12 protein-coding genes are annotated in these 15,714 nt (G+C 59.0%); 10 read left to right on the forward strand and 2 right to left on the reverse strand.

What is annotated here, in order from left to right:
• Positions 1 to 223: 223 nt before the first annotated feature.
• Positions 224 to 1,903: a formate--tetrahydrofolate ligase gene (locus L6R21_25445; GenBank protein MCK6562558.1), complete on the forward strand. Its 1,680-nt coding sequence runs from the start codon at positions 224 to 226 to the stop codon at positions 1,901 to 1,903.
• Positions 1,904 to 1,906: 3 nt separating this feature from the next.
• Here the strand turns inward: L6R21_25445 and L6R21_25450 are convergent, their stop codons facing one another.
• Positions 1,907 to 3,316, reverse strand: a complete 1,410-nt coding sequence (locus L6R21_25450) for a hypothetical protein (protein ID MCK6562559.1) — start codon at positions 3,314 to 3,316, stop codon at positions 1,907 to 1,909.
• A gap of 215 nt (positions 3,317 to 3,531) precedes the next feature.
• Between L6R21_25450 and L6R21_25455 the strand changes: the two genes are divergently transcribed.
• From L6R21_25455 to L6R21_25480, 6 genes are all read left to right on the forward strand, one after another.
• Entirely contained in the window at positions 3,532 to 5,313 is a 1,782-nt protein-coding gene (locus tag L6R21_25455) for a GNAT family N-acetyltransferase (GenBank protein ID MCK6562560.1), read from the forward strand.
• Positions 5,306 to 6,280 (forward strand): N-acetyl-gamma-glutamyl-phosphate reductase, encoded by a 975-nt coding sequence (argC, locus tag L6R21_25460; GenBank protein MCK6562561.1) that lies wholly within the window; start codon positions 5,306 to 5,308, stop codon positions 6,278 to 6,280. The genes L6R21_25455 and argC overlap by 8 nt, the downstream gene beginning before the upstream one ends.
• Before the next feature lie 513 nt (positions 6,281 to 6,793).
• A complete protein-coding gene (locus tag L6R21_25465; GenBank protein MCK6562562.1) occupies positions 6,794 to 7,930 on the forward strand; it encodes an aminotransferase class III-fold pyridoxal phosphate-dependent enzyme in 1,137 nt (378 codons plus the stop codon).
• Entirely contained in the window at positions 7,931 to 8,716 is a 786-nt protein-coding gene (gene argB / locus L6R21_25470) for an acetylglutamate kinase (GenBank protein ID MCK6562563.1), read from the forward strand.
• A 397-nt stretch (positions 8,717 to 9,113) separates the two neighbouring features.
• Complete coding sequence (locus L6R21_25475) at positions 9,114 to 10,601, forward strand: sigma 54-interacting transcriptional regulator (GenBank protein MCK6562564.1); 1,488 nt, start codon at positions 9,114 to 9,116, stop codon at positions 10,599 to 10,601.
• Positions 10,585 to 11,889: a protein kinase gene (locus tag L6R21_25480; GenBank protein ID MCK6562565.1), complete on the forward strand. Its 1,305-nt coding sequence runs from the start codon at positions 10,585 to 10,587 to the stop codon at positions 11,887 to 11,889. Before L6R21_25475 ends, L6R21_25480 begins: the two co-directional genes overlap by 17 nt.
• A 188-nt stretch (positions 11,890 to 12,077) precedes the next feature.
• On the opposite strand, the gene L6R21_25485 is transcribed toward L6R21_25480, so the two are convergent.
• On the reverse strand, positions 12,078 to 12,800 hold the full coding sequence (locus L6R21_25485; protein MCK6562566.1) for a glycosyltransferase family 2 protein: 723 nt from the start codon (positions 12,798 to 12,800) through the stop codon (positions 12,078 to 12,080).
• Between the two features lie 1,133 nt (positions 12,801 to 13,933).
• Between L6R21_25485 and L6R21_25490 the strand changes: the two genes are divergently transcribed.
• The 3 genes from L6R21_25490 (at position 13,934) to L6R21_25500 (ending at position 15,421) form a co-directional block, all read left to right on the forward strand.
• Positions 13,934 to 14,305, forward strand: coding sequence for a hypothetical protein (locus L6R21_25490; GenBank protein ID MCK6562567.1), 372 nt, complete (start codon positions 13,934 to 13,936; stop codon positions 14,303 to 14,305).
• A 178-nt stretch (positions 14,306 to 14,483) separates the two neighbouring features.
• Positions 14,484 to 14,882, forward strand: a complete 399-nt coding sequence (locus L6R21_25495; protein ID MCK6562568.1) for a hypothetical protein — start codon at positions 14,484 to 14,486, stop codon at positions 14,880 to 14,882.
• Between the two features lie 137 nt (positions 14,883 to 15,019).
• Complete coding sequence (locus tag L6R21_25500) at positions 15,020 to 15,421, forward strand: hypothetical protein (GenBank protein ID MCK6562569.1); 402 nt, start codon at positions 15,020 to 15,022, stop codon at positions 15,419 to 15,421.
• The last annotated feature ends 293 nt before the right edge of the window (positions 15,422 to 15,714 follow it).

Consider the following 15,714-nt stretch of genomic DNA (forward strand, 5'->3'; position numbering starts at 1 on the left):
CAGCGTCTGTCCGTAAATGTTCCAACCTCGGCTGAACCGCGGTATTTGAAATCTCGAGTGTCGTGGAAACTCTGAGGCTTTTGCTTGCAACGGCCGCGCCGTTGCAGGAACATCTTCTCAAAAATTTGTGATTGCGGACAGACACCAGCCACGGCCGCCCCACGGCGAGGTATTTGACTTCACGGTGGGGCGGCTCCTTTGTGCAGCCTGCGAGGAAAAAATCATGCTTTCAAACATTGAGATCGCACAGCGTGCCACGTTGAATCCCATTCGCAATATCATGGATCAACTCGGCATTTCCGACGATGATTTTGATTTCTATGGCAAGTACACCGGCAAGATTCGCCTCGAAACCCTCGACAAGTTTTCCGGCCGGCCCAATGGCAAGCTGATTCTGGTGACCGCGATGACGCCCACCAGTCACGGTGAGGGCAAAACCCTCACCACCGTTGGCTTGGGGCAGGCGCTCGCGCGCATCGGCAAGAAGGGCATCATTGCGCTGCGCGAGCCATCGCTGGGACCGGTGTTCGGCATCAAAGGCGGAGCCACCGGCGGCGGTTATTCGCAGGTGATTCCCATGGAGCTGATCAACCTGCATTTCAACGGCGACATTCATGCCGTCACCGCGGCGCACAATCTGCTGGCGGCGATGCTGGACAACCACTTGCACAAGGGCAATGACCTGCGCATCGATGTCACCAACATCCTGTGGAACCGCACGATGGACATGAACGATCGTGCGCTGCGGCACATCGTGGTGGGATTGGGCGGCCGCGTCAACGGCATTCCGCGTGAATCCGGCTTTGTCATCACCGCGGCCTCGGAGGTGATGGCGATTCTCGCGCTCGCCGCCTCGCGCACGGATTTGAAAAAGCGTTTGGGTGAGATCGTGGTGGGCTACAACCTCAAGGGCGACATGGTGCGCGCCCGCGAGCTGCAGGCGGAAAAGGCCATGGCCGTGATCCTCAATGATGCCATCATGCCCAATCTGGTGCAGACCATCGAGCATACCCCGGCGCTGGTGCACGCCGGGCCGTTTGCCAACATCGCGCACGGCACCAACAGCGTGATCGCCGACCGCATCGCGCTCAAACTGGCGGATTATGTGGTGACGGAATGCGGCTTTGGCGCGGACCTGGGCGGCGAGAAGTTTTTCGACATCGTTTGCCGGCAATCGGATTTGTGGCCTTCCGCCGTGGTCATTGTCGCCACCTGCCGCGCGATGAAATTGCACGGCGGCGTGCCCGACAAAGCGGAAGAATTGAGCAAGGAGAACCCCGCCGCGTTTCGGCAGGGTCTGGCCAATCTCGAAGTGCACGTGCGCAACATGCGCAAGTTCGGCGTGCCGGTTATCGTCGCGATCAACAAATTCCCCTTCGACACGCCGGCGGAAATCAACGCGATTCTCGAACTCTGCCAGCGCCTGGAAACCGAATGCGCGACCCACGAGGCCTTTCTCAAAGGCGGCGAAGGCGTGATCGCGCTGGCGGAACGGGTGGTGGCGAAGGCGGATGGCTATCAAAATCCCAAGCCGCGGTTTCTCTACGACCTCAACCAGCCGGTGACGGAAAAGGTGCGCAAGATCGCGATGGAGATTTACGGCGCGGAGGGCGTGTACTTCGAGAAGAAAGCGCAGAAGAAAATCGAAACGTTCGAGTCGCACGGCTATGGCGGATTGCCCATTTGCATGGCCAAGACTCAGGCCTCGCTCTCCGACAATCCGCGCGCGCTGGGCGTGCCGCGCGGCTGGACGCTGACGGTCACGGATGCCCAGCTTTCCGCCGGCGCCGGCTTTTTGGTGATGATCTGCGGCGACATGATGCTCATGCCCGGCCTGCCGCAGGTGCCCGCCGCGATGAACATGGACGTCGACGAGCACGGCACCATTACCGGATTGTTCTGAGCCTCATTGCACGATCGGCAGCATCTGGCCGGTGGTATAGAGCTTCACGTTGCCGTTCTGGCTGGTGACTTCAATGGTGACGGTGGCCGGTTTCACTTTGAAGCTGTCCGGCTGGGAGTTGGTGAGCACGAACGAGAAGTTGGTGTAGGCGCGCGATTGCGTATCTTCCAGCGTGAAATCGGTAATGCCGGCCACCTTGCCATTGTCGGTGCCGACCTTGATCGAAGTGCCCGCCACCAGCGGATTGAGATTCTGGTCGCTCACGGTGTAATTGAAAAGCTGGACGCCTTGCGGCGGCAGGCTGAACGTGCGGGGCGTGAGATCGACCTGGGTGCGGCCGGAAAACAACACCACCGTGGAAGTGGAAATCTGCTGGTCGTTGGCATCCACCGTTTGCGCGTCAATGCGCGCGAAGCCGCGTTCGCTGAAGGGGAAAATCGCGCCGGCAATGCCTTGCGGTTGCGGGCTGGCGGAGAGCAGAGTCACCGTGGCGCGGCCCAGGGCATCCGTCACGGCCGAGCCGCCGATGATGCCGCCGCTCGTTCGAAATTGCACGCTGGTGCCCGGCGGCACGGGATTGGAGTACTTGTCGCCGACGAAGGCGGTCACCATGTTGGTGAGGCCGTAGATGTTGTAGCCGGCAAAATTGAGGCGGTTGGGAACCACCGAGAAATGCGTCAGATCCGGCAAACCGCCGTGAATCGCAATCGGAATGGGGGCAGAGGAAATGGTGAGGCCGGCAACCGCGGCGACGATCTGCAGCGCGCCCGCGATCGTGCCGCTGTTGATGGTGGTGACGGCGCGGCCCAGGCTGTCGGTCTCCGCGGAAGTGGGGCTGAGAAATTCGGTGCCACCCGGCCCGCCTTTGATGGTGAAATTCAGCGTGACGCGATGTTTGAGATCCACCGGCGTGCCGCTGGCGTCTCTCACCTCGAAAGTCAAATCGGACGTTTCGTTCCCGCCTGAGCCCTTCACGTAGATCGTGCTGGTTTCCACTTCAACCAAGACCACGTTCGATGCCGGGCCGGAGCTGGTCGCCCGTTCGCGACTGAGCTGATGGCTGCCCAGGGAGAGGACTTTGTCGTTTTTGATCAGCAATGCAGCGAGGGAATCGGTCTGGAAGCCTTCGCGTGAGATCACCAACGTCACCAGCCGGGAAGTGGTATCGGGCAGCTCGATGGTGAGGGAAAATCTGCCGTTGGCATCGGTGAAAGCGCTCGCGAGATAGCCCAGCGCTTCGATCAACGCACTGCTGACGGGCTCGTCGGTGCCGCGCTCGATGATCCGGCCTTCGATCACCGCCGGCGACGGATCCTCCGTCGTGGGCAGGGTACAGCTCAGAATAACGCCCCACACGCCAGCCAGGAGCGCGAGGTTGAGTGCTTGCCTGCGCCCGCGAGAGTCCCTTTTCATCAAGAATTCCTTTCATTCCTTTCGTTCCTGCCAATTACGGTCAATCTTGGAAACCTGCGGACGAAGAAGATTTCTTGCATATCATGTTGGGGGTTCTATATTACGGCAATTTTGTCTGCCAGACCTGGCAAACGCCGGCTTGACGCTGTTCCCGCCGGTGCGCGCGGCTGGCGCTTTCGCAAGAACCTGTCCGTGTCCGAGGAAAAACTGCCGTGATGACCAACGAATCTCCCGAACTCGAGGAGCCTTTTCACCTGGAAGTTGCCAGCGAGGTGCATTTGCCCTATGCTGCACAAATCAGCCGCATGCTGGAAGAGAGTGCGCGGGCGCGCGGCATCGGCATTGCCAAGCGGCCGCCGGAATACCTGGCGCAAAAGCTGCGCGAGGGCAAGGCCGTGCTCGCCTTTCACACCAGCGGCAAGCTGATCGGCTTCAGCTACATCGAAACCTGGACGCACAGCAAGTACGTCGCCAACTCCGGTTTGATCGTCGATCCGGAATTCCGCAACTCGGGCCTGGGCAAGCGCATCAAACACGCCATCTTCGAATTGTCCCGCAAACGCTACCCCAACGCCAAAATCTTCTCCATCACCACCAGCCACGCGGTGATGAAGATGAACACCGAGCTGGGCTTCAAGCCGGTGCCGTTCTCCGAATTGACCACCGACGCCGAGTTTTGGGACGGCTGCCAAACCTGCCGCAACTACGACATTCTCAGCCGCAACAACCGCAAGCATTGCTTGTGCACCGGCCTGTTGTTCGATCCGCAGGACAGCCGTTTGGTCACCATCAAAAAGCGGGAAAATCGCGTGGTGGTGCTCGCGTTCAGCGGCGGCTTGGACACCTGTTATTGCGCCAAGTATTTGTCGGCTGAACTCGGCCTGGAAGTGCATTCCGTGGTGGTCAACACCGGCGGCTTCACCGCCGCGGAGCTGGCGGAGATCGCAAGCATGGCCCAGCGGCTGGGCGTGAAGAATCACGTCGTGCTGGATGAAACCGAGAACTACTATCAGAAATGCATCAAGTATCTCATCTTCGGCAACGTGCTGAAGAACAATACCTATCCGCTCTCCGCCAGCGCCGAGCGCGGATTTCAGGCCACCGCCCTGGCGCAATATGCCCGCGCCCTCAAAGCCGGCAGTATTGCGCACGGCAGCACCGGCCTGGACAACGATCAAGTGCGCTTCGACATCGCGTTCAGCACGCTCCTGCCCGAGGCCACGATTCTGGCGCCTATCCGTGATCAGCATGTTTCCCGCAACGCCGAGATCGAGTATTTGAAGAAACACCAGCTCGATTTCGACTGGACCAAGCTGCAGTACTCGGTCAACAAGGGCTTGTGGGGCACCACCATCAGCGGGCCGGAGATGTACACCTCCTCCGAATGGCTGCCCGAGGAGGCTTTTCCCACGCGCTTCAGCAATCCCGAACCGCAAACGAGCGAATTGCATTTCCGCCGGGGCGAGCTGGCCGGCATCAATGACCGCATGTTTGAAGACCCCGTGCTGGCCATCCAGCAGCTCGAGAAGATCGCCGGGCCGTATGCCATCGGCCGCGACATTCATGTGGACGATTCGACCATCGGCATCAAGGATCGCCTGGGTTTCGAGGCCGCCGCGCCGCTGGTGATCATCAAGGCGCATCATGCCCTGGAAAAGCACGTGTTGACCAAGTGGCAACTCTACTGGAAAGATCAGTTGGCCGATTGGTACGGCACCATGCTGCATGAAGGCCATTTCCTCGATCCGGTGATGCGCAACATCGAGAGCTTTCTGGCGGACTCGCAGCACAACGTCACCGGCACGGTGTCGGTGTCTCTGGCGCCGTACCGTTTTCAGATTCTCGGCATCAGCTCGCCGCACGATCTGCTCTCGCCGGAATTCTCGGTGTACAACGAAGCGCATCATTTCTGGACGGGCGAAGATGCCCGCGGCTTCGCCAAGATGCTGGCCAATCCCTACACCACTTACTACAAGGTAAATCGCAAGAATGGTTAAGGTTAAAGTTGGCATCGCCGGCGCGAGCGGCTATGCCGGCGGTGAACTCTTGCGCATTTTGCTGCAACATCCCGCGGTGGAATTGCGCTGCGCCCACAGCCGCCATCACGCCGGCAAGCCGGTGGCCGAGGTGCACAACGATCTGCTCGGCGAAACCGCGCTGCAATTTTCCGCCGAAATGGAGAACGATCTGGATCTGTTGTTTTTGTGCCTGGGGCACGGCGAGTCCGCGCGCTACTTGCACGAGCAGCAATTGCCGGCAGAGATCAAGATCATCGACTTCGGCCAGGATCACCGCCTGGCGCACACGCCGGATCACGGTTTTGTCTACGGCCTGCCCGAGCTGCAGCGCGCGGCCATTGCTCGCGCCCGGCGTGTCGCCAATCCCGGCTGCTTCGCCACCGGCATTCAACTGGCCTTGTTGCCGCTGGCGCAACACGGCTTGCTGCATGGAGAAGTGCATGTCAGCGCCATCACCGGCTCGACCGGCGCGGGCCAGGCGCTCAGCGAGACCAGCCATTTCAGTTGGCGCAACAACAACGTGCAGGTCTACAAGCCGTTTCAGCATCAGCATCTCGCTGAAATCTACCAAAGCCTGAAATTTCTCCAGCCGATCTGGGAGGCGCAGATCAATTTTCTGCCGTTTCGCGGCAGTTTCACCCGCGGCATTCTCAGCGCAATCTATCTGGATTGCGAACTGCCGCTGGCGCAAGTGCATGACCTGTATGCCGGCTATTATGCCACGCATCCGTTCGTGCCTCTCAGCCGCAAAGCGCCCGATCTCAAGCAAGTGGTGAACACCAACAAGTGCGTGCTCTATTTGGAAAAGCACGGCGGCAAGCTGTTCCTCACCAGCGTGATCGACAATTTGGTGAAAGGCGCTGCCGGCCAGGCGGTGCAGAATATGAATCTGATGTTTGGTTGGGAGGAAACGCTGGGCTTGCGCTTGAAGGCGGTCGCGTATTGAGCGCGGCGTGGCGTGCGACGGCGGCCCCTTATTGACGAAGTAAAGTTGGTGGTTTTCTCCACCAATCGTGTCATCACGGAGGGACCTTTTATTTAGCAAGCCCCGGACCGCAAAATTCACAATGGCATGTGCTACATGCACAACGCGAGGACGAGCCGCAACCAAAAAAGAAAAACAACAGCGCACGCAAAGACGCAAAGATACGCAAAGAAAATCTTGACTTCAGACTTTCATGAAGAGAACAAATGATTGAAAAACCTTTGCGGGCCTTTGCGGCGCTGCGTCTTTGCGTGAATTCTTTTGGCAAGAATCTCAAAAGTTGGAGATTTGAAAAAGTGTTACGAAACCCGTATAAACACAGATCAGAATGGCACTCCTTGAAAAAACCTTTGTTCTTTTTGCACAAATTTGACTACTAAGGCATTAAAAAGTTGCTTGCAGCATGACACGCTAGATATGAAGTGAGTTTTACCTTACCAAATGTCAAGCTCAACTCCCGAGGGAAACTCGCACATGCAACTCTTCGAAGTTTACCCGCTTTATGAAGTCGAACCGGTACAAGGCCGTGACGTGCTGTTGTGGGATAAAAACGGCGTGCAATATCTCGACTTCTACGGCGGCCATGCCGTGATCTCGATCGGGCACAGCCATCCCCGCTATGTCAGCCGGCTGACCGACCAGCTCAATCGTCTGGGCTTCTATTCCAACTCGGTGCAAATTCCCCTGCAGCAGGAGCTGGCGCTGCGCCTGGGCGAGCTGAGCGGTTATCCTGATTATCACTTGTTTCTCTGCAACTCCGGCGCGGAAGCCAATGAAAATGCGCTCAAGCTGGCTTCCTTTCACACCGGCCGCAAGGCGGTGGTGGCCTTCGAACATTCGTTTCACGGCCGCACTTCCGCGGCCGTGGCGGTCACCGACAATGCCAAAATCCGCGCGCCGTTGAATGAGAGCCACGAAGTGATTTTCGCGCCGCTGAACGACACGGCGGCCCTGCAGCGGATTTTTCAGCGCGCGGATATTTGCGCGGTGATCATCGAAGGCATACAGGGCATTGGCGGCATCCGCCTGCCCGGCGCGGAGTTTTTGCAGGAAGTGCAGGCGCTCTGCCGGCGTGCCGGCGCCGTGCTGATCCTGGATGAGATTCAATCCGGCTATGGCCGCACGGGAAAATTCTTTGCGCATCAATTCGCCGGCATGCAGCCGGATTTGATCACCATTGCCAAAGGCATGGGCAACGGCTTTCCGGTGGCGGGCGTGTTGATCCATCCCCAATTCCAAGCCACGCACGGTTTGCTGGGAACAACCTTCGGCGGCAATCACCTTGCCTGCGCGGCGGCGGTGGCCGTGCTCGAAGTCATGGCCGCGGAGAATCTGATCGACAACAGCCGCGTGGTGGGCGACTACTTGCTGGAGAATCTGCGGCGGATTGCAAACGGGGTGCGCGAAGTGCGCGGCCGCGGCTTGATGATCGGCCTCGAGCTGGATTTTCCCAGCGCTGCCCTGCGCCAGCGACTCTTGTTCGAGCATCATGTTTTCACCGGCTCGGCGCATGATCCCAACGTCATCCGGCTGCTGCCGCCGCTGACGCTCACGCGCGCGCACGCGCAACAGTTTCTCGAGCATTTCACTGCCGCGTTGCAGGAGGTGTGAATGGACAAACTGCTCATCGTCAAGATCGGCGGCAACGTCATCGATGCGCCCGCGGCATTGGCGGCTTTCCTCGATGATTTCAGCGCGCTCACCGGCAAAAAGATGCTGGTGCACGGCGGCGGCAAGCTCGCCACCGATCTGGCGGCTGCGCTCGGCATCGAGACGCAAATGATCGAAGGCCGCCGCATCACCGACGCGGAAACGCTGAGAGTCGTGACGATGGTGTATGGCGGGTTGATCAACAAAACGCTGGTCAGCGGCCTGCAAAGCCGCGGCTGCAGCGCGCTGGGCTTGACCGGTGCGGATGCCGATGTGGTGCGCGCCCGGAAGCGCCAGCATCCCCGCATTAATTTTGGTTATGTCGGTGATATTGAACGAGTGGACACGGCCGTGGTGCAGTCTTTCCTCGAGGCCGGGTTGGTACCGGTGTTCGCGCCGCTCACCCACGACGGCCGCGGCCAGATGCTCAACACCAACGCCGACACGCTGGCGGCCGCGCTCACCAGCGCATTGTCAGGCCGCTATGACACCACGCTGATCTATTGCTTCGACAAAAAGGGCGTGCTCGCTTCCGCGAGCGACGACGACGTGATCCCCCTCCTGACCCCGGCACGCTATCAACAGCTCAAGGCCGGCGGCGTGATCTCCAAAGGCATGATCCCCAAATTGGACGAATCCTTCGCGGCGCTGCAGGCCGGCGCGGCCGGCGTGGTGGTGTGCCACGCCTCGCAGTTGTTGCAGGCCGTGCCGGAACATGAATCCGTGGGCACGCGGCTGCGTCTTTGATTTTCCCCGCCTTAACCCGCAAACGAAACAACCCTTTTCAGCGATTGCCCGACGCTGCCGGTATAGCGTAGCTGAAACCGGAAGCACTGCGGGCAGCGATGAATTTGTCAAGCTTGCGCGACCACAAAGGCACAAAGTCACCCGGAGAAGCTTGGCGAAACAGCTTTCACATTTTCGGGCCTGCGGGTCTTTGCGGTTGGAGATTTTTCAGAATTTCATTCTGTGTTGGAGTCATCCGCATCACGCTGCACTTCTCAGCCGTCTGCCTCCCTTGATGAGTGGGAGCAAAACCTTCAAGACCCGGGCGCAATCGCCTGACTTTCTGATGTGCGGGGAAGCGGAGATGCGCTTTTTCATTTGAACACCACGATTTGGCGTTGGACGCTGACAAAGATTTATGGATAACGAAACCGGTCAAAGCGGCGAGGCGCTGCTTGACGCCCTGTCGCGCATCAGCACGGTCATCAACACGCTGCAGCAATTCGACATGTTGCTCGAAAAGATCATGGATATCGCGCTGGAAACCGTGGCGGCGGAGCGCGGCTTCATCCTGCTGAACAACGAGACCGGCACACCGGTGGTGCGCATCGCCCGCAACATCACCGAAGAAAAGATCGAAGACGTCGCGCGCATCTCCTCGAGCGTGGTGCGCCAGGTGCTGCAAACCGGCGAAGCGGTGTTGATCTACGACACCCAGAGCGAAGGCGCGTTCGAAGACATGCACAGCATCATCATGTATCAAATCCGCTCGATCGCGTGCGTGCCGCTCAAAATCAAAGAACGCCGCATCGGCGCGCTTTATCTGGACAGCATCAACCACCGCAGCGGCTTCACCCAGACCAGCATTCCCTTCTTGATGACCTTCGCCAACCAGGCCGCCATCGCCATCGAGAACGCGCAACTTTACCAGCAACTGCAGGAAGAGAACCGCCAGTTGCGCAAGGAAGTGCAGCGCGCCAGCGGCTTCGCCGGCATCGTCGGCGAAAGCCACAAGATGAAGCAGATCTTCGACACCATCAACAGCCTGCTGGATTCCGACGCACCGGTGTTGATTCAGGGCGAGAGCGGCACGGGCAAGGAACTGGTGGCGCGCGCGCTGCACCATCACGGCGGCCGCCGCGAAAAGCCGTTCGTGGCGCTGTTTTGCGGCGCCCTGCCGGAATCGCTGCTGGAGAGCGAGCTGTTCGGCCACAAGAAAGGTGCCTTCACCGGCGCGATCAGCGACAAGAAGGGGTTGTTCGAAACCGCCGACTCGGGCACGTTCTTTCTCGACGAGATCGGCGACATCTCGCTGACGCTGCAGACGCAATTGCTGCGCGTGCTGCAGGAGGGCGAGATCAAGCGCGTCGGCGAGAATCACGTGCGCAAGGTCGATGTGCGCATCATCACCGCCACCAACAAGGATTTGCAGGCGAAAATCCGCGACGGCTCCTTTCGCGAGGATTTGTACTACCGCCTCAACGTCATGAACATCTATCTGCCGGCGTTGCGCGAGCGCGCCGAGGACATTCCGCTGCTGGTGCAGCACTTTCTGCAGATGTTCACTGAAAAGTATCGCAAGAACATTCACGGGTTCTCTTCCACGGCGCTCGACCGGCTGACCCGCCATCACTGGCCCGGCAACATCCGCGAGCTGCGCAACACCATCGAGCGCGCGGTGGTGCACGCCAAGGGCGCGCTCATCGGCGTGGAAGATTTGCGCCTGGCCGAGCCCAACGGCCATCTCGTGCCGGCGGGCATGACGGTCGAGCAGTTGGTGCGCCGGCTGGTGGAGCAAACGCTGCGCGAAACCGGCGGCAACGTGACGCACGCGGCCACGCGGCTGGGCGTGTCGCGGCGCTGGATTCAATACAAGCAGAAGCAGTGGCATGATGGAAAGAATTGAAGGCTACCAGGTCTTCGCCGAGCTGAAGAACGGGCCGGTCACCACCGTGTTCAAAGCGGTGGATGCGCGCTACAACCAGGTGGTGTTGATCAAGCTGCTGCGGCCGGAAGCGGCGGCGCAGGAACATTGGCGCACGCAGTTTCTGCAGGAAAGCCGCATCAGCGCCAAAATCGCCCATCCCAACCTGCGGCGCACGCTGCATGCCGGCGCGCTCGACGGCCAGCCCTACATCGTGCTGGAATACATCGAAGGCCCCACGCTGCACGAGCTGACCAAGCAGCACAAGCGCCTGCCGCTCGATCTGTGCATCTATCTCGCCAAAGAGCTGGCCGCGGCGATCGGCGCCGTGCATCAAAACAAGGTGCTGCATCGCGACATCAAGCCGCAGAATATTTTTCTGGCGATGAACGGCACGGTGAAGCTGGGTGATTTGGGTTCGGCGCACGAGCTGGCGGACAATAATCCCTTGACCATTGGCACGCCCGCTTACATGTCGCCCGAGTACATTTTGGGGCAGGAGGTGGGGCCGGCGAGCGATTTGTTTTCGTTGGGCGCCGTGCTCTACGAAATGCTCACCGGTGAAGTCGCGTTTGTGAATCGCACGCTCGCCGCTACCTTGTTGCACGTGGTCAACTGGGATCCTGTGCCGATCGCGAAGCTGCGGCCGGAAACGCCGCCCGAGTTGATCGTCACCTGCCAGAAGTTGCTGGCCAAGAATCCCGCCCAGCGCTATCGCAGCGCCGCGGCGGTGAGTGATGATCTCGGCTTTCTGGAGAAGAAATACGGCTTGACCACCAACCGCAATCATCTCGCCTATTTTCTCGAGTCGCCCGACACCTACTTTCAAGTCGTGCTGCAGTCGAACGCCATCTTGTCGCCGGCCACCGGTGCGCCGGCGCCCAGTCCCCGCCGCATTCCAACGTTGAGCTGGGGTGTGGCCGCGATCATGAGCGCCAGCATGTTTCTCGCGGGCGTGCTTTTCATCAAAGGTCTCAAGGAATACTATTTTGATGACCGCAACGCGGCGCGCTCAGCCAAAACCGCAATGGCACTGCCGGGCAGCAGCGCGGCTGAAACCGGCTATCTCGATTTGCGCGTCATACCCTGGGGCACGGTTTTTCTCAACGGTGATTCTACTGGGACCACTCCTTTGCCGGCAGCCGTGCCGCTGCCCACCGGCCGCAATGAAGTCAAGATCCGCCACCCGCGTTGGGGGGAAAGGGTCAGAGAGGTCGGCATCACGCCTGGCGACACTGCGCGGCTGACGATTGATTTGACCCAGCCGTAAGGCCCTCGCCAGCATTCCATCCGACACACAGGAAGATTGGCGTCCCTCCGAGAACACCAGCGCCCGGGCGCTGCGTCACGAGCAAGAGCACGGTTTATTCGAGTTGTGCCCGCTTCTGGACTGAGCGCCCGGGCGGTTTCTCCGCCGGGTTGTTTCCATCCGCTGGCGATTTTCTTTTGAGTTGTGATTCAGCCGCCTCGGGGCGCCGTCGTTGCCTCCCGCCGCCGGCTGCGCACCAGCAGCCCCCATTTCAACAATGCCAGCAGCGCGCGTACACCATCGCGCCAGGTGATCTTTTTGCCCTCGTGATAGTCGCGGCCGGTGTAGGTGATGGGAATTTCGTAGACGCGATAGCCGTATTTGAACAGCTTGATCGTCACCTCGACTTCGAAGTCAAAGGAATAGGATTGGATTGCCAGATCCCGCAGCACTTCGGCGCGGATGACTTTGAAGCCGGTTTCCATATCCGTGAGGATGCCGGAGGTGATGACGTTCGCCAGAAACGTCAAGAGCTTGTTGCCGACAAAGTGCCAGAACAGGAACACGCGGTGCGGCCCGAGAAAGCGCGAGCCGTACACCGCGTCGGCCCAGCCTTGTTCGATCAGCGCCAGCGCCGCGGGGTAATCCTCCGGATGATATTCCAAATCCGCGTCTTGAATGATGATCACCTCGCCGGTGGCGGCGGCGAGACCGGTTTTGATTGCCTGGCCCTTGCCCAAATTGCGCGGGTGCGACAGCAGCAGCAGCGGCCGCGTGCGGGCCAGATCGGCGGCGATCTCCGCGCTGCCGTCGGTGGAGCCGTCATCCACGACGATGATTTGCTTGGCATACGGCACGGCGAGCACGCGCTCGATCAGCGTCGTAATGGTGGCGCGTTCGTTGTAGAGCGGAATGATGACGGAAATGACCACGCTGCGTTCCTTCCTGTGCGTTGGGTTGACGGTGCTCCCGGCCGCTGTTGGTGAATGCCGCGCTTGGTTTTGGCTTCAGGCGCGTTTCTCGAACCGCAGCGGGAAAATGCAAGAGTCTGGGCACAAAACCAAGCCTTTGTGAAGTTGGTATTTCAGAAGACACGACTGCCAGGGCGGATGTTTGATCGAGGGGATCACTATATCACCCTGTCATCCCGTCGGGAGCTTGTGAAGAGTTGGGCATGGCGCCAAGTTGTTCAAGGCGCTGTTGCAGGGACTGAGGGCGGTGCCAAGTTATTCACAAGGCATTGCAGGAACTGAGGGCGGTGCCATGTTATTCACAAGGTCTTACAGGGGCTGAAGGCGGTGCCAAGTTATTCACAAGGTTCCTACGGAATGACAACGCGATTGAAACCGCAAATGAAAGCGCAAATGACAACGCAAGTAGACATCACAAACGAACATCACAAACGAAAATCGCAAGCGAACATCGCAAACGAACAGCCCTCGCGGCCACAGGCGCGGCTGCTGTTATTGTCACCAATTTGTAAGCATAGACTATCCGTTTCGTAATCTCCCTGCAAAAAAAACGCGCAGCGGTGCGAAAATCTTTTGCACTTACATGGCGGCGGGCTGGCTATGCTTCCTGATATTGTGCCGCCGCGCTGCGATTGTTTTCTGATAACTGCTTGATAATCTGGATAAGCCGGCTGGCCGGCAGAGGGTGAGGTGGCGGGCGCAAAACGGTGGTATGGAATTTGTCAAATCAAGAAGCGTTCATGGTGATGGTGCTCATAGTATTCTGACAGGGACAGCGAATACCTTGCCAGTGCGCCCACATGGCAGTCCGATGAAGCTCACAGGAAGTGAGTCCCAAGCCAGGAGGGCGTGATGTTGCGTGGGCAGATCGTCGAGCGTGAAGCATGGCGCCGGCAGTCACAGACCTCCGTCTGCAGGCACATGCTTTTCGCTTTTTGTGCAAAACGCTCATCGACGGAGTGATGACGGACTTCCTTGATGGGCGTTTTTGTTACCGCCTGGCGCCGTGACAATCTGCAAACCGAAGGGAGTGGGTATACTATAAGGCGCCAACTTCGTCACCATCGTGAAACAGTACCAAGAGTCGCGCTCCTATGGCACAACAACAACTGATGCTCCTGGTTTTGGCGGCGCTGGTCACCGCGTTCACGATCGTGGTCGGCATGAACCGTTTTCAAGAGGAAGCCGATGCCGCGGAGAAGGATCAAATCTTGCTGATGGTCGCCAATCTCGCCACCCGCGCGCAGGCGTGGTATCACACCCCAGCGCTGCTGGGCGGCGGCGGCAAATCCTTCGCGGATTTTTCGTTCGAGAAAATTCACTACCGTCCCGCCAGCGCTTTGGGGACGGTGGACTTGTCTTATCGCGTGCCCGGCAGTGTGCGCATTGTCGGCCGGCTGCACAATGACAGCAACTGGAGCATCGTCGTCGATGTTTACCCGGATTCCTTCGACGTGACGCATTGAGCTTTCCGCTTGAAAGGAGGCTGAGCCGGGGAGTGATCACGGTTTCTTTACCTCTCGCCAATTTCCAACATAAACGAAAGCGCCGGCCGGTCAGCGCTGTGCCATTCACAAATCACCATGCGGTTTTGATCTGCCGGGCGATTTCGGTTAACCAACCCAACCACAGGAGCACTGCATCATGGGTCAGCAGCAACTTCTCTTGCTCATTCTCGCAGCAGTCATCGTCGGCGTGGCCATCACGCTCGGCATCAACATGTTCGCGCAGAACTCGGCGCAAGCCAACCAGGAAGCGGTCATGCAGGACGTTCTCACCATTGCCTCGCGTGCGCAGGCCTGGTACCGCCGGCCGGTGCAAATGGGCGGCGGCGGTCGCACATTTGATGGTTTAACAAACAATTTGGGACGCATCAATTTCCCGGCTTCAAATGCCAATGGAGGTTACACCTTCACGGGCAACGGAAACTTGGCGACGATCGTCGGAGTCGGTGTCGAGAACGGGGATGGTGCAGGTGCCAATACGACCATCACAGCGGTCATAACGCCTGACAGCGTGCGAACGATGACAATTACGCAATAGCATATGATCGGTCTGAAAGGGGCGGATGATGCCCTGCAATTTGCGTCCGCCCCTTTTTGCATGGCCGGTTGAAGTCCAAATTCATGGATGGGATGTGCTGTCAGGGAGCGTGCCGACCCTAACCGGAGCAACGCAACGTGGGACAGCAGCAGCTCTTACTCCTCATTCTCGCCGCAGGTGTCGTGGCCGCCGCCATCTTAATCGGTCTCAGTTTGTTTTCACAAGGTGCAGCGCAGGCCAATCAGGAGGCCGTCATTCATGATATCATGAATATTGCGTCACGGGCGCAAGCCTGGTACCGCCGGCCAGTCGCCATGGGAGGCGGCGGGCGGAACTTCGCCGGCCTCAACGGTAATCTCAGCCGCATCAATTTTCCCAGCAGCAACGTCAATGGCAGTTACAACGTCAGTGGCGGTGACGCCGCCACGGCCACGATTACCGGCACCGGCCTGGAAGATGGCAACGGCGACGGCTCACCGCTGGTGGTGACCGTAGTCATCACCCCGGACAGTATTCAAAGCCTGACAACGACACCCTGATCGCAGTGAGAAGCAAGGAACAGGTTGTGCCTCCCCGGCCTGTTCCTTGTTTTATGTTTGGCAGGATCGCCTGGCAGGGCGTGGGGGGCAGGGAGTAGGGGGTAGGGGGCAGAGAGTAGGGGATAGAGAGTAGGGGATAGAGAGTAGGGGATAGAGAGTAGGGACCAGTAAGCAGCAACCAGTAACCAGTATCAAGAATCCAGCATCAAGTATCAAGTATCCAGCATCAAGCATCAAGCATCAAGCATCAAGCATCAAGCATCAAGCATCAAGTATCAAGCATCAAGTATCAA

It is taken from the genome of bacterium (assembly GCA_023150945.1).
In the GTDB taxonomy this organism is placed as follows: domain Bacteria; phylum Zhuqueibacterota; class Zhuqueibacteria; order Zhuqueibacterales; family Zhuqueibacteraceae; genus Coneutiohabitans.

What these genes read in the sequence shown, in the direction of transcription:
- L6R21_25475 (MCK6562564.1), top strand. Translation starts at nt 9,114, where the DNA reads ATGGATAACGAAACCGGTCAAAGCGGCGAGGCGCTGCTTGACGCCCTG.
- L6R21_25450 (MCK6562559.1), bottom strand. Translation starts at nt 3,316, where the DNA reads ATGAAAAGGGACTCTCGCGGGCGCAGGCAAGCACTCAACCTCGCGCTC.
- L6R21_25495 (MCK6562568.1), top strand. Translation starts at nt 14,484, where the DNA reads ATGGGTCAGCAGCAACTTCTCTTGCTCATTCTCGCAGCAGTCATCGTC.
- L6R21_25480 (MCK6562565.1), top strand. Translation starts at nt 10,585, where the DNA reads ATGATGGAAAGAATTGAAGGCTACCAGGTCTTCGCCGAGCTGAAGAAC.
- L6R21_25445 (MCK6562558.1), top strand. Translation starts at nt 224, where the DNA reads ATGCTTTCAAACATTGAGATCGCACAGCGTGCCACGTTGAATCCCATT.
- L6R21_25465 (MCK6562562.1), top strand. Translation starts at nt 6,794, where the DNA reads ATGCAACTCTTCGAAGTTTACCCGCTTTATGAAGTCGAACCGGTACAA.
- L6R21_25490 (MCK6562567.1), top strand. Translation starts at nt 13,934, where the DNA reads ATGGCACAACAACAACTGATGCTCCTGGTTTTGGCGGCGCTGGTCACC.
- L6R21_25455 (MCK6562560.1), top strand. Translation starts at nt 3,532, where the DNA reads ATGACCAACGAATCTCCCGAACTCGAGGAGCCTTTTCACCTGGAAGTT.
- argC (MCK6562561.1), top strand. Translation starts at nt 5,306, where the DNA reads ATGGTTAAGGTTAAAGTTGGCATCGCCGGCGCGAGCGGCTATGCCGGC.
- argB (MCK6562563.1), top strand. Translation starts at nt 7,931, where the DNA reads ATGGACAAACTGCTCATCGTCAAGATCGGCGGCAACGTCATCGATGCG.